At 46.9% G+C, this 19,041-nt stretch carries 17 protein-coding genes; 10 read left to right on the forward strand and 7 right to left on the reverse strand.

Annotation, left to right across the window (positions count from 1 at the left end; all coding sequences use genetic code 11):
- The first annotated feature begins 45 nt into the window (after positions 1–45).
- The 9 genes from EE116_RS08065 to EE116_RS08100 all read left to right on the forward strand — a co-directional run bounded on the left by EE116_RS08065 (position 46) and on the right by EE116_RS08100 (position 9,419).
- The gene (locus EE116_RS08065) at positions 46–2,667 is read left to right on the forward strand and encodes a valine--tRNA ligase (RefSeq protein ID WP_122873970.1); all 2,622 of its coding nucleotides are present in this window, start codon (positions 46–48) and stop codon (positions 2,665–2,667) included.
- Positions 2,668–2,708: 41 nt separating this feature from the next.
- Entirely contained in the window at positions 2,709–2,852 is a 144-nt protein-coding gene (locus EE116_RS12475; protein WP_002952601.1) for a hypothetical protein, read from the forward strand.
- Between the two features lie 59 nt (positions 2,853–2,911).
- Positions 2,912–3,898: a diaminopimelate dehydrogenase gene (locus tag EE116_RS08070; protein WP_122873971.1), complete on the forward strand. Its 987-nt coding sequence runs from the start codon at positions 2,912–2,914 to the stop codon at positions 3,896–3,898.
- A gap of 43 nt (positions 3,899–3,941) precedes the next feature.
- A complete protein-coding gene (locus EE116_RS08075; protein ID WP_122873972.1) occupies positions 3,942–4,898 on the forward strand; it encodes a methionine ABC transporter ATP-binding protein in 957 nt (318 codons plus the stop codon).
- Entirely contained in the window at positions 4,898–5,572 is a 675-nt protein-coding gene (locus EE116_RS08080; protein WP_039895157.1) for a methionine ABC transporter permease, read from the forward strand. The genes EE116_RS08075 and EE116_RS08080 overlap by 1 nt, the downstream gene beginning before the upstream one ends.
- Before the next feature lie 257 nt (positions 5,573–5,829).
- Positions 5,830–6,603: a MetQ/NlpA family ABC transporter substrate-binding protein gene (locus tag EE116_RS08085; protein ID WP_122873973.1), complete on the forward strand. Its 774-nt coding sequence runs from the start codon at positions 5,830–5,832 to the stop codon at positions 6,601–6,603.
- Between the two features lie 152 nt (positions 6,604–6,755).
- Positions 6,756–7,535 (forward strand): MetQ/NlpA family ABC transporter substrate-binding protein, encoded by a 780-nt coding sequence (locus EE116_RS08090; protein ID WP_122873974.1) that lies wholly within the window; start codon positions 6,756–6,758, stop codon positions 7,533–7,535.
- Between the two features lie 189 nt (positions 7,536–7,724).
- Positions 7,725–8,504, forward strand: a complete 780-nt coding sequence (locus tag EE116_RS08095; RefSeq protein WP_122873975.1) for a MetQ/NlpA family ABC transporter substrate-binding protein — start codon at positions 7,725–7,727, stop codon at positions 8,502–8,504.
- A 288-nt stretch (positions 8,505–8,792) separates the two neighbouring features.
- The gene (locus EE116_RS08100) at positions 8,793–9,419 is read left to right on the forward strand and encodes a DedA family protein (RefSeq protein ID WP_122873976.1); all 627 of its coding nucleotides are present in this window, start codon (positions 8,793–8,795) and stop codon (positions 9,417–9,419) included.
- A gap of 225 nt (positions 9,420–9,644) precedes the next feature.
- On the opposite strand, the gene EE116_RS08105 is transcribed toward EE116_RS08100, so the two are convergent.
- The 7 genes from EE116_RS08105 to EE116_RS08135 are packed head-to-tail and all read right to left on the reverse strand — an operon-like array spanning position 9,645 to position 17,864.
- Positions 9,645–10,304: a nitrogen fixation protein NifR gene (locus EE116_RS08105; RefSeq protein ID WP_122873977.1), complete on the reverse strand. Its 660-nt coding sequence runs from the start codon at positions 10,302–10,304 to the stop codon at positions 9,645–9,647.
- A 5-nt stretch (positions 10,305–10,309) separates the two neighbouring features.
- Entirely contained in the window at positions 10,310–10,849 is a 540-nt protein-coding gene (gene mog, locus EE116_RS08110) for a molybdopterin adenylyltransferase (protein WP_122873978.1), read from the reverse strand.
- A gap of 15 nt (positions 10,850–10,864) precedes the next feature.
- Positions 10,865–12,532 (reverse strand): AAA family ATPase, encoded by a 1,668-nt coding sequence (locus EE116_RS08115; RefSeq protein WP_122873979.1) that lies wholly within the window; start codon positions 12,530–12,532, stop codon positions 10,865–10,867.
- Positions 12,519–13,808, reverse strand: coding sequence for a tRNA (N(6)-L-threonylcarbamoyladenosine(37)-C(2))-methylthiotransferase MtaB (gene mtaB / locus EE116_RS08120; protein WP_122873980.1), 1,290 nt, complete (start codon positions 13,806–13,808; stop codon positions 12,519–12,521). The genes EE116_RS08115 and mtaB overlap by 14 nt, the downstream gene beginning before the upstream one ends.
- Positions 13,798–15,393: a mechanosensitive ion channel domain-containing protein gene (locus EE116_RS08125; RefSeq protein WP_122873981.1), complete on the reverse strand. Its 1,596-nt coding sequence runs from the start codon at positions 15,391–15,393 to the stop codon at positions 13,798–13,800. The genes mtaB and EE116_RS08125 overlap by 11 nt, the downstream gene beginning before the upstream one ends.
- Positions 15,390–16,427, reverse strand: a complete 1,038-nt coding sequence (aroB, locus tag EE116_RS08130) for a 3-dehydroquinate synthase (protein ID WP_163028046.1) — start codon at positions 16,425–16,427, stop codon at positions 15,390–15,392. Before aroB ends, EE116_RS08125 begins: the two co-directional genes overlap by 4 nt.
- A 33-nt stretch (positions 16,428–16,460) precedes the next feature.
- Positions 16,461–17,864 carry a COG3400 family protein gene (locus EE116_RS08135; RefSeq protein WP_122873983.1) on the reverse strand — a complete coding sequence of 468 codons (1,404 nt, stop codon included), beginning with the start codon at positions 17,862–17,864 and terminating at the stop codon, positions 16,461–16,463.
- A gap of 35 nt (positions 17,865–17,899) precedes the next feature.
- Here EE116_RS08135 and tgt point away from each other — a divergent pair, with 35 nt between their 5' ends.
- Positions 17,900–19,036: a tRNA guanosine(34) transglycosylase Tgt gene (gene tgt, locus EE116_RS08140; protein ID WP_122873984.1), complete on the forward strand. Its 1,137-nt coding sequence runs from the start codon at positions 17,900–17,902 to the stop codon at positions 19,034–19,036.
- Positions 19,037–19,041: the final 5 nt, after the last annotated feature.

The following is a 19,041-nucleotide window of genomic DNA, read 5'->3' on the forward strand; positions in this document are numbered from 1 at the left end:
TGTAGTAAAATCCGACATTTTTTAAACAATTATTAAGGATAAAATATGGCGGAATTTTACGACGCAAAAGAAGTAGAAGATAAATTTTATAAAATTTGGGAAGAACGCGGATATTTCGAGATAGACGCAAACAAAAACATCCGCAAAGACGGACGTAAATTTTGCATCATGATGCCGCCTCCAAACGTAACTGGCTCGCTTCACATCGGGCACGCGCTAACCTTTACCCTGCAAGACATAATGACGCGCTACAAAAGAATGGACGGCCACAAAACGCTGTGGCAGCCGGGCCTTGATCACGCCGGTATCGCCACGCAAAACGTCGTTGAAAAGCAGCTCCTAGCCCAAGGCATCAAAAAAGAGGAGCTCGGACGCGAAAAATTCGTAGAAAAAGTCTGGGAGTGGAAAGAAAAAAGCGGCGGTATGATCGTTCACCAGATGCGTAAACTAGGCGTTTCTCCTGCATGGTCGCGCCAAAGATTTACGATGGATGAGGGACTAAGAATAGCGGTCAAAAAGGCATTCGTAAATCTCTACGAAAAAGGCTTAATTGTGCGCGAAAACTACATGATAAACTGGTGTACGCACGATGGTGCTCTTTCTGACATCGAGGTCGAGCATAAAGAAAACAAAGGCAAGCTTTATCATTTGAGATACTACCTTGCGGGAGAACAAGATAAATTTATCGTTGTGGCAACGACAAGGCCGGAGACCTACTTCGGCGATACCGCGGTAATGGTAAACCCAAGCGACGAACGTTATAAAAATTTGATCGGTAAAAAAGTCATCCTGCCGATAATCGGTCGCGAGATAAAGATCATCGCCGACGAGCACGTCGATATGGAGTTTGGAACAGGTCTTGTTAAAGTCACTCCCGCGCACGACACTAACGACTACGAAGTCGGCAAAAGGCATGATCTAGAGTTTATCACCGTTTTTGACGAAAAAGGCATCCTAAACGAGCAGTGCGCGCAGTTTAAGGGACTTGAGCGACTAGAGGCCAGAGACGTAATCGTAGCAGAACTAGAAAAGCTAGGAAACGTCGAAAAGATCGAAGACTACGAAAATCAAGTCGGCTACTGCTACCGCTGCAAAAACGTCGTCGAGCCATACATCTCAAAGCAGTGGTTCGTCAAAAAACAGATCGCAGACGACGCGATCGCAAAGGTCGGCGAAGGATTAGCCAAATTTTACCCGGCTCACTGGATAAACAGCTTTAACGCCTGGATGCGCGAGCTTCGCGACTGGTGTATCTCGCGCCAGCTATGGTGGGGGCATCAGATCCCGGTATTTTACTGTGACGCGTGCGGACACGAGTGGGCAGACGAAGGCGATCCGACGCAGTGTCCAAAATGCAAAAGCGCAAATTTCCATCAAGACCCAGACGTCCTAGATACCTGGTTTAGCTCGGGGCTTTGGCCGTTTAGCACGCTTGGCTGGGGCAACGGCGAGGAGCTAAAAAACGAGAAATGGTTTGACGGCGATTTGGCCGAATTTTACCCAAACAACCTGCTAATTACCGGATTTGATATTTTGTTTTTCTGGGTGGCTAGGATGATGTTTCAGGGCGAAAACGCGCTAGGCAAGCTGCCGTTTGACGATATTTATCTGCACGCTCTGGTTAAAGACGAGCAAGGCAGAAAAATGAGCAAGAGTCTAGGCAACGTCATCGATCCGCTCGTTAGCATCGATGAATACAGCGCCGACGTCCTACGCTTTACGCTTGCGCTGCTAGCCGTACAGGGACGCGACATCAAGCTAAGCGACGAAAAGATGAAGCTCGTGCGAAATTTTACGAACAAGCTTTACAACGCGAGCAAATATCTGCTGCTAAACGAGTCTAAATTTGCAAATTTAAGCGACGCCAAAATCGAAACGAAGCTTGGCAAATACATGCTAAGCCGCTTTAACAAGTGCGTGCGCGAGGTGCGAGAAAACATAGACGCCTACCGCTTTAATGACGCGGCAAACGCGATTTATAAATTTTTATGGGACGAGTTTTGCGACTGGGGCATCGAGCTTAGCAAAGCCGATAAGGGCAGCGTAAAAGAGCTTGGAGCGATATTTAAAGAGGCTATGAGGCTACTTAGCCCGTTTATGCCGTTCATCTCCGAGTACCTTTTCCACGAACTTAGCGGCTCAAATTTAGAAAACGCAAGCTCAATCATGATAGAGGCGTATCCGCAGGCTAAAGAGCGCGATTTACAGATAGAAAAGACCTTTGAGCTAGTGATCGAGGCGATAGTAGCTATCCGCCGCGCAAAGGCGACCATCGAGCAAGGCAACTCAAAAATCCCAAAAGCTTTCATCAAGCTAAACGGAAACGAAAATTTGACCGAGGCGACAAACTACATCTCGCTGCTAGCTAAGTGCGAACAGATCGAGTTTTGCGACGATAAAATCGAAAACGCCGCGCGCGACGTGAGCGAAAATTTAGAGGCGTTCGTGCCGCTTGAAGGCGTGGATATGAGCGCGGTGATCATGCGACTGCGGTCGCAAAAAACTAAACTAGAAAAAGAGATAGCAAAGCTCTCAAGTATGCTAAATAACGAGAAATTCGTAGCCTCCGCTCCGCAAGCCGTAGTCGAAGCCAACCGTGAAGGACTGCAAAGCGCGCAGGAGAAATTCGCCAAGGTATGCGACGAACTAAAGGTATTCGGCGAGTGAGTTGCTCGCTAAATTTTTAAATTTTAAATAAAGGAGAAAAAATGAAAGGCAGCATCGGTGGATTTACTTTAGGCACAGTCATAGCCGTCGCACTATCATGGGGAGCCAACAAAAGCATATTGTGGGCGATAATTCACGGATTTTTAAGTTGGATATACGTGATTTATTATTTGCTGATGAAGTGAAATTTCATCAGCAGCGAGCCGTTTTGCTCGCTAAATTTTAAAATTTAAAGGATAAAAAAATGAGCAAAAAAATAAAAATAGCGGTTTTAGGATATGGAAATTTAGGTCGCGGCGTAGAGCTTGCCGCTAGAAATAGCAAGGATTTAGAATTAACAGCAGTTTTTAGCCGCAGAAATCCAAGCGAAGTAAAAACATGCGGTGCGCCGGTGTTTAGCGCGGATGAAATTTTATCGCACAAGGGTAAATTTGATGTTTTAGTTCTTTGCGGCGGTAGCGCGACGGATCTACCGACTCAGACGCCAGAATTTGCGCTAAATTTCAATGTCGTAGATAGCTTCGATACGCACGCAAAAATCCCTGAGCACTTCGCTGCCGTAGACGCCGCAGCCAAAGCGGGCGGAAATGTAGGCATCATCGCCGTAGGCTGGGATCCGGGGCTGTTTTCGCTAAATAGACTATTTGGCGAGAGCGTGCTGGAAAACGGCAGCAGTTATACGTTTTGGGGTAAAGGCGTGAGCCAAGGCCACTCCGACGCTATCCGCAGAATCGAGGGCGTCGTGGATGCGCGCCAATACACCGTGCCGATAGAAAGCGCCTTGGAACGAGTTCGCGCTGGCGAAAACCCGAAACTTAGCACGCGCGAAAAGCACCTGCGCGAGTGCTACGTCGTAGCCGAGGACGGCGCCGATAAAGCGCGCATAGAAAAAGAGATAAAAACGATGCCAAACTACTTCGCCGACTACGACACGAGCGTGCATTTTATCGATCTTGCGACGCTTAAAAAAGAGCACGGCGGCATCCCTCACGGAGGATTCGTCCTGCGAAGCGGAGCGACTGGCGAGCGCGGAGAAAATAAACACTTGATCGAGTTTTTGCTAAAGCTTGATTCAAATCCCGAATTTACCGCAAGCGTGCTCGTAGCCTACGCGCGCGCGGCGTATCGTTTGGCGCAAAAGGGCGAGTGCGGCGCGCTTAGCGTATTTGACATCGCTCCGGCTCTTCTTTCGCCAAAGAGCGCAGACGAGCTAAGGCGCGAAATTTTATAAATTTTAGTAGCGCTTCGGCGGAATTATGAATGAGGAAATTTGAGTGATAAAAATAGAAAATTTAAAGAAATTTTACGGAGCGACGCAGATCATAGACGGCGTCAGCCTAACCGTAAAAAAAGGCGAAATTTTCGCCATCGTAGGCCACAGCGGCGCGGGTAAATCTACCCTGCTTCGCTGCATAAACGGCCTAGAGGACTATCAAGGCGGCAGCCTAAAGGTATTTGACAAAGAAATCTCGGCGCTAAAAGACAGAGAGCTAAGAGAACTTAGGCGAGATGTGGGGATGATATTTCAGCACTTCGCGCTGATGGCGAGGAAAACGGCGTTTGAAAACATCGCTACTCCGCTTAAATTTTGGAGTTACTCAGACGGCGATATCAAAAAAAGAGTGAGCGAGCTGCTAGAGCTAGTCGGCCTTGCAAACAAAGCCACAAGCTACCCCGGCGAGCTAAGCGGCGGACAAAAGCAGCGCGTCGCCATCGCCCGCGCCCTTGCGCTAAGTCCAAAAATTTTACTCTCCGACGAGGCTACCTCGGCGCTTGATCCAAATACGACGAATTCGATACTCGAGCTTTTAAAACAGATCAATCAAACGCTAAATATCAGCGTCGTTTTAGTTACGCACGAGATGGAGGTCGTAAAAAGCATCGCGCGCCGCGCAGTGCTGCTAGAAAGCGGCAAGATAATCGGCAGTGGCACGATCGAGGAGCTATTTTTAAAGCCAGATGAAAAGATGAAGGAATTCCTCGGCGAGGATGAAATTTTGCCGAGCGAGGGCGTAAATATCAGGCTATTTTTCCCAAAAGAAGTCGCACAAAACAGCGTCATCACGCATATGGCGCGCACGCTAAATATCGACTTTAACATCGTCTGGGGCAAGCTTGAAAAGCTAAACGAAAACGTGCTTGGCTCACTCGTTATAAACGTCGATCCTAAAGACGAAGCGCGCGTGACCGAGTACATCAAGCAAAGCGGCGTATTATGGGAGGTGGCGTGATGTTTGGCATAGATTTTTCTAAATTTCCCGACGTTTTCGAGCGCATTTTGCTCCCGGCTATCGGCGAGACGCTCTATATGAGCGTAGTTTCTACGCTTTTAGCGTTTCTCATAGGCCTGGTGCCCGCTATCTTGCTCGTTCTTTCGGCGCAAGACGGCCTAAAGCCAAACAAACCGCTATTTATCGCGCTTGATATCACGGTAAATACGCTAAGAAGCTTTCCTTTTATTATCCTCATCATCGTGCTTTTCCCGCTCACGCGCCTGATCGTAGGCACCAGTATCGGCACTAGCGCGGCTATCGTTCCGCTTACTATCGGCGCAGCACCGTTTATCGCTAGGCTGATCGAGAGCGCGCTAAAAGAGGTCGATAAAGGCATCATCGAGGCTGCCAGAAGCTTTGGTAGCTCAAATTTTCAGATTATTTTTAAGGTGATGTTCGTAGAGGCGCTGCCCGGCATCGTGGCTTCTATCACGCTCACGCTTATCGTTATCATCGGCTTTTCGGCGATGGCGGGGGCGGTCGGTGGCGGCGGACTGGGATCTGTTGCGATAAACTACGGCTATCAGAGATTTCGCCCGGATATCATGCTTTATACCGTCGTGATTTTAATCATAATGGTTCAAATTTTCCAATCATTAGGAAATTTTATTTATAAGATCACAAAGAAATGATTTCTATGTCTGATTTTATTTTCTTTTAAACTTTTTTTGCATAAAATCCCGAAATTAATTTTACAAAGAAAGGATAGAAAATGAAATCAGATATGTGCGAAATGCGTCGCTTCACTGAACTTAAGTCGTCGAAAGACTAACGCTAAGCGCAAAATTTCTTTTTAAGCGCTTAGTTTCGCTAAGCATTTAAAAAGAAATTTAAGCCTCCGCTCATATCCTTTTTTTAAATGCTAGCCAAATTTTAAAAAGGATATAAAATGAAAAATCTACTCAAATACTCTCTAGTCGCTCTAAGCCTAACGGTCGCCGCAAATGCCGCCGAGAAAATCGTCGTAGGCGCTACGCCGGTTCCGCATGCCGAAATTTTGGAAGTCGTAAAACCAATCCTAGCAAAAGACGGCTTTACTCTTGAGATCAAAGAATTTAACGACTACTCTACTCCAAATTTAGCCACCGAGGACGGCGATCTAGACGCTAACTACTTCCAGCACCTGCCGTATCTTGAGGAATTTAACAAAAACAAAGGCACTCATCTAGTTAAAACAGTTGGTGTTCACCTCGAGCCTATGGGCGTTTACTCTAAAAAGATAAAAGATATCAAAGAGCTAAAAGACGGCAGCACCGTAGCGATACCAAACGACCCGACAAACGAGAGCCGCGCGCTTGACGTGCTAGCTAGCGCAGGTCTTATAAAGCTAAACGACAACCCCCTAAAAACTCCGCTTGATATCACGGAAAACCCAAAAAAGCTAAAATTTGAAGAGATCGAGACCGCTCAAGTTCCTCGTACGCTAGATGACGTCGCCATCGCCGTTATCAACACGAACTACGCTCTAAACGCCAACCTAAACCCGACCAAAGACGCACTCGTGCTTGAGAGCAAAGATAGCCCGTACACCAACTACGTCGTGGTCAAAGTCGGCAACGAAAACAGCCCGAAAATCAAAGCTCTAGACAAAGCCGTCACGAGCCCGGAGGTAAAGAAATTTATCGAGGAAAAATATAAAGGCGCGATAATCCCGACGTTTTAATCAAATTTAGCCCCGCCCGCTCAAATTTAGCGGCGCGGGCAAATTTAGCAAAACGACGAATCCAAATTTAGTTTAGAGACCGCTCTTAAAATAAAACGGCGTAAAAGCTTTTACCTTTTTAGCGCCGTTTTTTATCAAAAAAAGGAATGATAATGCAATTTTCAAAAATACTTCTTGGCGCGCTTCTAGCTAGCGGCCTATACGCTGCAAATAGCGACAAAACAATCACTGTAGGCGCATCTCCCGTGCCTCACGCCGAGATTTTAGAAGAGGTCGTAAAGCCGATCCTAGAAAAAGAAGGCTACAAGCTCGAAGTCAAAATCTTTAATGACTATGTGATACCAAACCTCGCCGTCGAAAACGGCGAACTCGACGCCAACTACTTCCAGGGCCTTCCGTATATGAAGTCGTTTAACAAAGACAAAGGCACTCACATCGTGCCGACCGTGGGCGTACACGTCGAGCCTATGGGGGCGTATTCTAAAAAGATAAAAAGCCTAGACGAGCTAAAAAACGGCGATATCATCGCCATCTCAAACAACGCCGCAGACTCGACGCGCTCGATAAATTTGCTAGAAAAAGCCGGCATCGTAAAGGCTAAAGAGAGCGAATACAAATCCCCGCTAGATATCACGGAAAACCCGAAAAATCTCAAATTTAAAGAGATGGAGTCCGCACAGACGCCACGCTCTTTAGATGACGTCGCACTAGCCTTTATCAACGTGAACTACGCCCTAGACGTTGGCCTCAAACCGACCAAAGACGCGCTAATCCTCGAGGATAAAGATAGCCCGTACACCAACTACGTAGCGACCAAAGCGGGCAACGAAAACAGCCCAAAAATCAAAGCTCTAGATAAAGCGATACTAACTCCAGAGGTTAAAGACTTTATCGTAAAGCGCTACCAAGGCGCGGTGATACCGAGCTTCTGATCGCATCAAATTTGAGCGATTTGCCATCGTAAAATTTAGTATTTAAAATCGCAACAGGCGTATTTTGCGTAAATTTTACGGCTCAAATTTGAAAAACCGAAAATAGTCGAGAAAAATCTCCAAAAACAAAACGGCGTAAAAGCTTTTACCTTTTTAGCGCCGTTTTTTAAAATAAAAAAGGAAAATATAATGAAAGTTTTTAAAATTTTAGCAAGTTTGGCGCTAGCCTTTAACCTCTATGCAGCAGACAAAGATCACACTATCGTAGTAGCCGTCTCTCCGGTACCTCACGCAGAAATCATGGAGTTTATCAAACCCGTCCTAGCTAAAGAGGGCTACGATCTAGTCATCAAAGAGATAAACGACTACTCGATCCCGAATTTAGCGACGCAAGACGGAGATTTGGACGCGAATTTCTTTCAGCACTGGCCGTATCTAAAAAATCACAATGAAACCAAGGGCACGACCTTGATAACCGCCGCAGCGATACATCTCGAGCCGCTTGGCTTTTACTCTAAAAAGATAAAAAACCTAAGCGAGCTAAAAGACGGCGCTAAAGTCGCGATCGCCTACGATCCGACTAACGGCAACCGCGCTCTAAACATCCTGCAAAAAGCCGACCTCATAGAGCTAGATAAGAGCGCCGAGCTCGCCACGCCAAAAGACATCGTGAAAAATCCAAAGCGCCTAAATTTCGTCGAGCTTGAGGGCGCGCAGATACCCCGCACTCTGGACGAAGTCGATCTAGCCGCCATCAGCACAAACTTTGTCCTTGATATCGGTATGAATCCTAAAAAAGACTCGCTAGCTATCGAAGGTACGGAAAGCCCGTACGCCAACATCATCGCGGTCAAAGCGGGCAATGAAAACAGCCCGAAAATCAAGGCTCTCGTTAAAGCCGCAACCAGCCCCGAGACGAAAGAGTTTATCCTAAAAAGATATGACGGAGCGATACTGCCGGTATTTTGATTACGCACAGCTTGCGCTTTGACGCAGGCCGAAAGCTTTTTTGGCCGATTTAAAAGTCGGCCGATAAAATTTGAGTCAAATTTGACTCTCAATCGGACGCGGTTAAATTTACAAATCAAATTTAACCGCTACGCGCCGATTTATCCATCTTAAAACCAACCAAATAAACGCAAAAATTAATCCTATCTCGCGCACGCCCCTCGCGCCGTCAAAATTTGTTTTGCAGCTGTATAAAGCTAAAATTTACCGTAGTTTGCTAAAATCATAATTTTAAATTTAAGGAGAAAAATGCTAGGCGATTTTATAAATTTTATCGTCCAAACCGTCGGCGAGTGGGGATATGCGGGCATATTTTTGATGATGTTTTTAGAGAGTTCGTTTTTTCCGTTTCCAAGCGAAGTGGCGATGATACCCGCGGGCTACCTCGCGCACCAAGGACAGATGAGCCTAGTGCTAGCGTGGTGCGCAGGCACGGCGGGCAGCCTCGCAGGAGCCGTGTTTAACTACTATTTGTGTTACTTTTTTGGGCGCGAGCTCGTACTAAAATACGGCAAATACGTCGGCATTACAAAGGTAAAAATGCGTAAATTTGAGGCGTTTTTCAAAAGGCACGGCGAGATTTCGACTTTTAACTGCCGCCTGATCCCGGGCATTCGCCAATACATCAGCCTGCCTGCGGGCCTTGCTAAAATGAATCTTTTTAAATTTAGTCTCTACACGACTCTTGGTGCGGGCATCTGGGTCGCCATACTGCTTGCAGTGGGCTGGTATCTAGGCAAAAACTACGACAAGAGCGCATTTAGCCACATCGTAGTCGCCCTACTCGCCGCAGTCGGCCTACTGACAGCGCTTTATATCGTTTACGTAAAACGCCTAAGTAAAAAATCAAAAATCGGCGCACGAGAGCTAGAATAAGCCACCGAGCAAGCCAGCAAGTAAAGCCGAAATTTAAATTACGGCTTTACGTTGCGAGGTCTACTTTATCAAATTTAACCGCAAGCCATCGCCGCGCCAAAAAGTATCCAGAGTTTTACTAAAATTTAACTTCGCCGCTACCAATCAAAAGCAGCAGAGCGGTTTTCTATCCCTCAAATTTACAAAAAATAGCGTTTTTAGAGACTGTATAAAAAGTTTATGTGTTTAAATTTTACGCCTTAAGGCAATAAATTTGATTACTTTTAAAGCTTCTTTAGTGAAATTAAAAAATGAAAATTTAGCCCTTTTTGCGTCTTTGTTTTTCAAATAATACCCGCGCAAATCAAGCGCCAAAAGCGTGACAAGGGAAGGAAACATGTAGATATTTATGGCGATAAGCACGATGCGAAGCGTAACGGTATCTTTTAAAATAGCTTGTAAATTTAGGCTATTTTCGATACTGACGTAGTAAACGCCGATCACGGCAAAAAGCGCAGCGATGCGTAAAATTTTAGATACGATTTCGTTGCCGAGTTTTGAGATATTTTCACTCACGGCTAGCGACAAAAACAACCAGCAAAATATCCAAATAAGCGCAAAAACGGCGTCTAAAAGCAAATTTTCGTCATAACGCTCGCGTACTACGATAGCAAAAACGGGCGAGAAAATCAGGCTCAAGACGAACCAAAAAAGCGAACGAAACGCAAGTAGGACGAAACACGCATAGATACAAGCGCTAGCGGCAAGCAAAAGCCACTCTGCACCAAAAACTAGTCCGAGCGCGTAAACGCCGATGCAAAGCGTAAAAAGGCCGCAAAAGAGCGAATAATAGCCCTCAAGCAGCCTCGTAGCCTTTAAATTTATATTTTCAAAAAAGTTTAGCACGTAGATTACGAAATTTTCTTTTGTTTCGGACGAAATACCTTCATCACGCTCTCATCGGTCTCGATAAATGCGCCGCCGATGAGATCGATACAGTACGGAATCGCCGGAAATACCGGCTCTAGGCACTCTTTGATCGCCTTTGGCTGGCCGGGTAAATTTACGATGAGCGCGTGTCCTCTGATACCAGCCGTTTGGCGCGACAGGATCGCTGTGGGGACGTATTTTAGGCTAGCCGTTCTCATTAGCTCGCCAAAGCCGGGCATCATCTTTTCGCATACGGCCTCGGTAGCTTCCGGCGTCACGTCGCGAGGAGCAGGTCCCGTGCCGCCCGTAGTTAGCACTAAATCGCAGCCCAGAACGTCTATCATGTGTTTTAGACGCTCTTTTATAAGTTCAATCTCATCAGGGATCACTTCGTAAAAATACTCACGCTCGCTCGTTATCCAGCCGTCTAAGACCTCTTTTATCGCCGCGCCCGACAAATCGTCGTATTTGCCCTCGCTAGCGCGGTCGCTCAGCGTCAATATGCCTATTTTTGCTTTCATTTTTTCTCCTTAAATTTAGTTGTAAAACTCTTTGATTATCCTACCTAGCGCGTCTTTATCGATACTCTCAGAAATCTCGATATGCTCGCTGATGCGCTCTAGCTGCGCCTTCATGCCTGCTAAAAACGTCCCGACCTCGGCATATGCCTCTTGCAGTAGCTCCTCGGTATCCGCCGCATTTGGTATCAAAGCGCGCCCCATACCGTACTCAAAGACCATATTTTGCGCGATCTCGCGAGCTTTTTGGATGTCGGTGCCCGAGTTTGAAAAAGTATCGTCTTTGACCATCTTTAGCGCGCTCATGCCTGCCAAACAGACCTTGATACGCGCAAACATCTGTGAGCGCGACTCTATCTCTCGCTCAGGACGCATAAACTGCTCCTCGACGAGAGAAATTTTTTCAAATTCTATCCCGAACCAATACGCCGCCAAAGCCTTTGCACCCTGATAGAGCGCTTGGATGCGCTTTTCCTCGTCGTTGTAGCTTAAAATCCTCTTTTTACCGAGCAAGACTTTGTTTAAAACGCTTTCAAAATCGCTAAACTCTATCATCTCGCCGCCGCGTCTTAGCGCATTTATCGCAGCTTCGTTTACCAGCGTAGAAAGCGCCGCCCCGCTAAAACCGACGCTAATGCGCGCCACGTCTTGCGCATCTACGCTCGTGTTTTTGTCTTTTAGATAGGATTTTAAAATCTCGACCCTATCGCTAAAATCAGGCATCGAAAGAAAAATGCGCCTATCAAATCGTCCCGAACGTAGCAGTGCCTCGTCTATCATCTCGATGCGGTTGGTCGCGGCGATCACGATGACGCCAGAGTTATCCTCAAAGCCGTCCATCTCGGTCAGTAGCTGATTTAGCGTGGCCTCGCGCTCGTCGTTTCGGTTGCCGCCGCGCACCTTGCCCACGGCGTCGATCTCATCGATAAAGATGATGGACGGCGCATACGCTTTAGCCTTTAAAAACAGCTCATGCACGCGTTTTGCGCCCATACCGACGTAAATTTGCACAAAACTCGCGCCACTTTGGTAAAAAAACGGCACTCCCGCCTCGCCCGCGACGGCCTTTGCCACTAGCGTTTTACCCACGCCTGGAGGCCCCACCATCAGCACGCCTTTTGGCATTTTGATGCCGAATTTTTTATATTTTACGGGATCTTTTAGAAAATCTACGATCTCGCTTAGCTCAAATTTGACGTCTTTTATGCCCGCCACGTCGCTAAATTTGACGTTTGAGATAGCAGGAGCCACCGAGCTAGTGGCAATATTGTCGTACTCGTAGACGTTTGCTTTTTGATTTTCGTTTTGAGCGGCAAGCTTTTGTTTTTTAAACCTCGCATAAATCGCAAGCCCCGCAAAACAGATAACAAGCAGCGCCAGCACGGCTAAAATTTCATCCAGTACGGGCGTCTCTTTTTTTAGATCGACGGGCACTTTTTGCACCAGAGCGCGCATGTCCACGCCATCTTTTACGATGATATATTTGTTGCCACCCTTAGTCGTGAGCTCTAGCTCGCCGCCGTTTACGGTCGCGCTTGCGATCATGTCGCCTTCTAGCAGCTTTTCGTAGCTTTCGTACATTATGCTTTTTGGCTGACTTCTACCTACCGCAACGGCTAGCAAAACCGCCAAAATAGCCGTCAAAATCACGATAATCTTTTGTTTATTTAGCTTAAATTTGTGCATAGTCGCCCTCGCTTTTTACTTCAAATTTGTCTATGACCGCCCACTCTTTTAAAATTTGCTTATCCGTTTTGATTTTTACTTTGTTATAAAACTGATCGAAGCCTTCGTAAAATTCGCAGTTTAGCTGCTCGACCAAAACATTTAGGCTCCCGCCTTTTCTGGCATGTTCTTGCCTAAATTTAAAATTATTTTCCGCTACGATTTGTTTTAAAATTTTAAGCCTAGCCTTCGCCACGTCGCCGCTAACGTCCACTTTCATATCCGCCGAGTGCGTGCCCGTGCGCGGTGAATAAGCAAAGCAGTGTAGATGCGTGAGCGGAAATTTTTTAAAATTTACCAGCGCCTCGCTCCAAATTTCTTCGCTCTCGCCAGGATGCCCAACGATGTAGTCGGTTCCTAGCGCAAAGCCTATCTCACTAAGCTCCAAAAACAGCTCCAAATCCCTAAAGGCTTGATTTCGCCGCCGCATGATACGTAGCATCGCCTCACTCGTATGCTGAAGCGCGATGTGCAGGTGCCGCTCCAGCCAGCTCTCTTTTAAAATCTCGCGAAAGCTCTCGTCTATCTGGCTTGGTTCGATACTACCAAGCCTTATGCGCTTTATGCCGCCTATTTTACCGAGCCGTCCTAGCAAGCGGCCCAGGCTTGAGCCCGTATCCTTGCCGTAGCTGCCGATGTTTGTGCCCGTTAGCACTAACTCGTTGTAACCGTTGTAGGCTAAAATTTTAGCCTCGCGTAAAATCGCCTCCTCGTCCATACTGCGCGCTTTGCCGCGAACGGCCGGGATGATGCAGTAGCTACACGCAAAGTCGCAACCCTCTTGGATTTTGATAAAGGCTTTGGTATGATTTTCGTAGTTGGTTACGATATTTTTGTCGATACTTTTTAAATTTCCCAGCTCGAAAAACGGATCTTGCGACTTTAGCAGCGCGTTTATATCCTCTTTTTTACTCGCGCCTATCACGCCAAAAACCGCGCTTTTGTTAAACAGCTCCTTACCCTTGCTCACCGCGCCGCAGCCCGTTAGTATCACTCTAGCGCCGCGTTTTTTTATGCCGTTTATGTAGCTGCGAGCGCCGCTATCGGCGGAGTTTGTGACCGTGCAGGAGTTTACCACTACGATGTCGGCTTCGTTTTCGTCGCTAACGATATCGTAGTCTTTGACGTAACTTTTCATCAGCTCGGTGTCGTAGATGTTCGTGCGGCAGCCGAAGGTTTTAAAATACACCTTCTCTCGGCGCGGCTCTTGCTGGGTCAAATTTGAGTTAGGCTTCATGCTTCTCCTCGCCGCCTTCGCCCATCGGCTTTGACTCGCCTGCTTTTACGCGTCTATCCATGTATAAAGTCTGCGTCGGATAGGCGATCACGATGTCGTCGTGGCTAGCGATGGCTTCCATTATCTCCGCACTTATCGTGCTTCGCAAAGATAGCGTGGCAAATGTGTTTGCCATATACCAGACCGAAATTTTCACACCGTAAGGCTCGATAAAGGTAAACACGCGCGGCTCGACGTTCGGGTTTTTTATACTGTATTGGTTTCGCAGCTTGCTCATTTGCTTTTTGGCGATCTCGGTGTAGCCTTTGGAGTATTTTCGCGCGATATCCTTGATGATGTGGGCGGCTTTTTTGTGGTTAGAATCAAAGCTACAAACCACGTCGATGCCGTCCCAGACGGTCTTCATGCCGTGGTGCGAGTAGTTTGCAATCAGATCGGTGAAGATATAGTTGTTCGGTACGAATATAATGCGCCCCGCCCTGCGGTTTGAGTTTACCGTGACGATCGTGACGTCCTCGTAAATAGTCATCCTAAGCAGCGAGATATCGATGATGTCGCCCACGACGTCCTCTCCGTCCTTGCGCACCTTGATGCGGTCGCCGACGTGGAAGCTACCGCCAAAAACCACCACCGTCCAGCCGAGCATACTCATGAACATATCTTTCATCGCAATCGCGATACCCGCAGACGCAAAGCCCAGCACCGTGACAAGATAGGTTACGTTTTCGATATAGGCAAAAAGCAAAATCATGATGATGAGCGTGATGTTTACGAGGTTTATAAATTTATTCGCCGTATAGAGGCGCTCATTGTCGGTGATCGTCTTTTTGATGATAAATTTGAACAAAAACGAAAGCCCGATAACGACAACGATAAATATACCGATATCTAGCGCCTTTTTCATCTGCGCCTTGATATCCTCGCTAGTGCGGTTTATCGCCTCGTTTACGCGCTTTTCGTATACGCCGTATGTGGTCTTTGCGATGTCGGCGGCGGCGTTAAATTCCGCTAGTTCCTGTCTAGCCTCGGCAAGCTCGGCTTGAAAGCGCGCATCGTCGCTCAAATTTACGATCTGAGTTAAAATTTGCTCTTTTCTAGCTAGCTCGTCGGTCGTCTTAGAAAGCCCGTCTAGTCGGCGTTTATACTCGTCCTTTTCGCTTCTTAGCTGCTTTATGTGCGAAAAGCCCGAGATCACGGCGACGGGATTGGTTATCTTTTGTAAAATTTCTATCTCGGGAGCCGTTATCATGCTAGAAAACGGCGCTTTTTGAAACTCCCTTAAAAGCTCGATCTGCTCTTTTAGCGTGCTTTGCTTTTTTTGTAGTTCGAGTACTTTTTCAGTATTTTTAGCCTGTTTTTTTATTGCCGCTTCGATTTCATCGAGCTCCGCGCTTAGCTTTTGAAAGGTGTTGTAGTTTGAGTAGCGAGTCGCCCAGATATTATCGGCTAGCTCATCCTCGATAAACGACAAAGACGCGTTTAGCTCGGATAACTGGGCTTCTTTGGTTGCGTTAAATTCGCTAGGAATATCATCAAGCGAATAAGCAAAGATCGCAAAAAATAAAATAAATAAAATTTTTCTCATTCAAACTCTCTTAAAACGTCCATTACGAGCTCGCGCGGCACGTCTTTTCGTATCTCGTATGCGCCGATACCTCGCGGCAGGATAAATTTGATCGCGGAGTTTTCCGCCTTTTTATCAAGAAAAAACGCCTCGTAAAAGCTGCTTGCATTTGGCACCTTGTAGCTTATCGGCAGGCCGAATTTAACCAAAAGCTCCGCCACGCGCGCCTTTTGCCCCTCGCTCATAAGGCCTAGCTTCACCGCTAGTGCGTTAGCCATATTCATACCGATCGCTACCGCTTCGCCGTGTAGATATTTTTTATAGCTCGTTTCGTTTTCTATCACGTGAGCGAAGGTATGGCCGTAGTTTAGCACCGCGCGAACGCCTTTTTCGCGCTCGTCGGCCTCTACGGCGGCGGCCTTTATCTGCACGCAGCGGTAGATCAAATTTTGCAAATTCGCTTCATCCGTCAAATTTGCGTCCTCCATCCACGAAAATAGCTTTTCATCAAAGGTTATAGCCATCTTTACGGCCTCTGCAAGGCCTGCTGCAAATTCGCGCTTTTCAAGCGTCTTTAAAAATCCCGTTTCACAGTAAACGGCGCTTGGTTGATAAAACGAGCCGATTAGATTTTTGCCGAATTTGTTATTTACGCCCGTTTTTCCGCCCACGCTAGCATCCACTTGCGCTAGCAGAGTAGTCGGGATGTTTATAAATTTGATCCCGCGCTCAAAAATGCTCGCCGCAAAGCCCGCCATATCGCTCACCACTCCGCCGCCAAGCGCGATGATAACGCTGCTTCGGTCGAGGCGGCTAACGAAAAGCTGCTCTAAAATCGCCTCGATAGTTTGCATATTTTTATACTCTTCGCCGTCCGGGACGCTGATGATAAATTTTTGCGGACAGTCGATGCGCGAGAGTAAATTTTGCAGATAAAGCCCGCCTACTTTTGCGTTGGTTACGATAGCGACTTTAGCGTCAAATTTAAGCTTGTTTAGCTCGTTTATATAGACGCCGTAACCGGGCTTGCCGTCAAATTTTATATCTATTTTCATCTTATTCTCCGCTTTTATTTTATCCAAAATAGCCTAATTTATCGGTATAAAAATTTGATAATTATCGCTAAGGCGCGAGTACAAACGGTTCATGTCATTTGAAAACGCCGCAAACGCGTCTTTTTTACTGATCTTTTTCGTAAACGGCACGAACTGGAGCAAATTTCGCTCTTTTTTTAGCCTTAAAATCGGATTTGAGTTTTTATCCTCCACAACCTCGATCTTACGCCCGAAAATCTTAGCCAAGCTATCAAAATGCTCCTCCATCTCCTCGTCTGCGCCGTTTCGGCCGAAGTGATAAAGGGTGATAGGCATATCAAGCTGCGAGCAGCAGTCCATGATGACGGCCGATTGGCTCTCTATCTCATCGCCAAAACCGCTACTTAGCACCACACCCTTTTTGATCTCGTCGATGTCGCTTTTACCGATGGCGGCGACTGGTTTTTTTAGCTCGAAAAGCAGCCTTTTGTGCGCGGAGAAAAATTTATTGTCCGTCACCACTAGCCCGACGTCGTTTTTAAAAACATCGTCTTTTATCTGCCCTACTCCGCCTCCGAAATAATCAAACATCACTGTCGCCATCTCGTCGTTTACGGACTTTAGCCTTTCGTAGGCTAAATTTAGCGCAGGATTTACGACCTTGACGAAAAGGCGCCTGTTGTTTAGCTTTTCGTGCAGTTTTAGACTCTGCTCAAGCAGCCTTATGCACAGCTTTTCGCCCATCTTTTTCATGTCTAAAAACAGATAAATATTATGCCCAAACGGGTTTGGAAACTGCCCCGTTTCTTTTTTTACGCTTCTAAATACGCTTAAAAGCACGCTTGGTTCGCCCACTATTAGCAAAACGTCACCCGGCAGGATCATTAAATTTGGCTTTGCGATCATGAAATTTGAACCGCGATAAATCATCGCTATGCGCCATTTTTTCTGCGTTATCGAGCTGATATGACGGTACATAAAGGAGCTGCCTATGGGCACCTTTACTTCCATTATCTCGCCCTTGCCAAGGCCTAGGTTGTCGGCTACTACGGGAATATCCGGTAAAAAGTCCATGAGCCTAGCCGTTAGCACCGCTCGCGCGTCCAAGACCGTTAGGTGCGAGTCGTCCTCTAACCCGCCTAGCCCCCACAGATCCAGCATCAAAATTTCCGTTTTTTTGCTGATTTGACGCAGGTTGTTATAGACGCTGACCGTATCAAAGCCGTCTTTTAGCATTATCATAAACTGGCTGAAATAACCGCTGGCTACTTGCCTCAGTCTATCAAGGCTCGTGGGATCAAAGCGGTAAAAGGTAAAATTTTCTAAATTTACGTCCGAGTAATCCTCGTCTCCGCAAGCGATAACTACGTAGTTATGCGTGCTGCTTCTGCTTACGAATAGTCTTTCTAAGAAATGTTTCGCTACAATGCCGTCCGCAACTATCAAGATATTTTTCATTAAAACTCCAAATTTAAAGGGACTATTATATCAAAATGACTTTTAGTATAGATAAAACGGACGGTACGGCGCGCGCGGGCACGCTAATCACCGCTCACTCGACGATAAAAACGCCCGTGTTTATGCCAGTTGGTACCGTCGGCGCCGTAAAGAGCCTAGACGCGGTGGATATGATGCAGATTTTAGATGCCCAAATCATCCTAGGCAACACCTATCACCTCTACTTGCGTCCTAGCAGCAAGGTCGTAAAAGAGCTCGGCGGCCTACACGGCTTTACTAAATTTAACCGCTCGTTTTTAACCGATAGCGGCGGTTTTCAGGCCTTTTCGCTAAGCAAAATCTCAAAACCGGACGAAAACGGCATCAAATTTAAAAGCCACATCGACGGCAGCGCGCACTATTTTACGCCGCGCTCGGTGCTAGATACCCAGTACGACCTAAACTCCGACATCATGATGATCCTAGATGATCTAGTAGCACTTCCCGCCGAAAAAAAGCGCGTGGAGCTAAGCATAAAACGCACGATAAAATGGGCGCGAGAGGCGATAGATTATCATAAATTTAAGCAAAATAACGGCGAAGGGCTCTCGCAAAATATATTCGGCATAATCCAAGGCGGCACGGACGAGGCGGCGCGTAAATTTTGTGCCGAGGCTCTATGCGAGATGCCCTTTGACGGGCTTGCCATCGGGGGGCTTAGCGTAGGCGAAAGCAACCAAGAAATGTACGATACCGTGCAGGCCGTGATGCCCTACATCGACGCGGCGCGTCCGCGCTATCTCATGGGTGTAGGCACCCCCGAAGACCTCGTAGAAAACGTGGCTCGCGGCGTGGATATGTTTGACTGCGTGATGCCGACGCGCAATGCGCGCAACGGCACGCTATTTACGAGTTTTGGCAAGATAAATATCAAGTCCGCGAGATTTGCAACCGACCGCGCTCCGATAGATCCCCAGTGTGACTGCTACGCGTGCCAAAACTACTCGCGCGCATATCTTAGCCACCTATACCGCGCCGGCGAGCTGACGTTTTTCCGACTAGCGAGCTTGCATAACTTGCATTATTATCTAAATTTGATGCGGCAGATGAGAGAAGCGATAATGGCGGGCGAATTTGAAAAATTTAGGCGAAATTTTTATGCTAAACACGGCAAAGACGCGCCGAGCATATAAGGCAA

Origin of the sequence: Campylobacter showae (genome assembly GCF_900573985.1) — a bacterium.
In the GTDB taxonomy this organism is placed as follows: Bacteria; Campylobacterota; Campylobacteria; order Campylobacterales; family Campylobacteraceae; genus Campylobacter_A; species Campylobacter_A showae_E.

Coding starts and splice junctions, on each gene's coding strand:
- EE116_RS08065 (WP_122873970.1), top strand. CDS start 46: ATGGCGGAATTTTACGACGCAAAAGAAGTAGAAGATAAATTTTATAAA.
- EE116_RS12475 (WP_002952601.1), top strand. CDS start 2,709: ATGAAAGGCAGCATCGGTGGATTTACTTTAGGCACAGTCATAGCCGTC.
- EE116_RS08070 (WP_122873971.1), top strand. CDS start 2,912: ATGAGCAAAAAAATAAAAATAGCGGTTTTAGGATATGGAAATTTAGGT.
- EE116_RS08080 (WP_039895157.1), top strand. CDS start 4,898: ATGTTTGGCATAGATTTTTCTAAATTTCCCGACGTTTTCGAGCGCATT.
- EE116_RS08085 (WP_122873973.1), top strand. CDS start 5,830: ATGAAAAATCTACTCAAATACTCTCTAGTCGCTCTAAGCCTAACGGTC.
- EE116_RS08090 (WP_122873974.1), top strand. CDS start 6,756: ATGCAATTTTCAAAAATACTTCTTGGCGCGCTTCTAGCTAGCGGCCTA.
- EE116_RS08095 (WP_122873975.1), top strand. CDS start 7,725: ATGAAAGTTTTTAAAATTTTAGCAAGTTTGGCGCTAGCCTTTAACCTC.
- EE116_RS08100 (WP_122873976.1), top strand. CDS start 8,793: ATGCTAGGCGATTTTATAAATTTTATCGTCCAAACCGTCGGCGAGTGG.
- mog (WP_122873978.1), bottom strand. CDS start 10,849: ATGAAAGCAAAAATAGGCATATTGACGCTGAGCGACCGCGCTAGCGAG.
- EE116_RS08115 (WP_122873979.1), bottom strand. CDS start 12,532: ATGCACAAATTTAAGCTAAATAAACAAAAGATTATCGTGATTTTGACG.
- mtaB (WP_122873980.1), bottom strand. CDS start 13,808: ATGAAGCCTAACTCAAATTTGACCCAGCAAGAGCCGCGCCGAGAGAAG.
- EE116_RS08125 (WP_122873981.1), bottom strand. CDS start 15,393: ATGAGAAAAATTTTATTTATTTTATTTTTTGCGATCTTTGCTTATTCG.
- aroB (WP_163028046.1), bottom strand. CDS start 16,427: ATGAAAATAGATATAAAATTTGACGGCAAGCCCGGTTACGGCGTCTAT.
- EE116_RS08135 (WP_122873983.1), bottom strand. CDS start 17,864: ATGAAAAATATCTTGATAGTTGCGGACGGCATTGTAGCGAAACATTTC.
- tgt (WP_122873984.1), top strand. CDS start 17,900: ATGACTTTTAGTATAGATAAAACGGACGGTACGGCGCGCGCGGGCACG.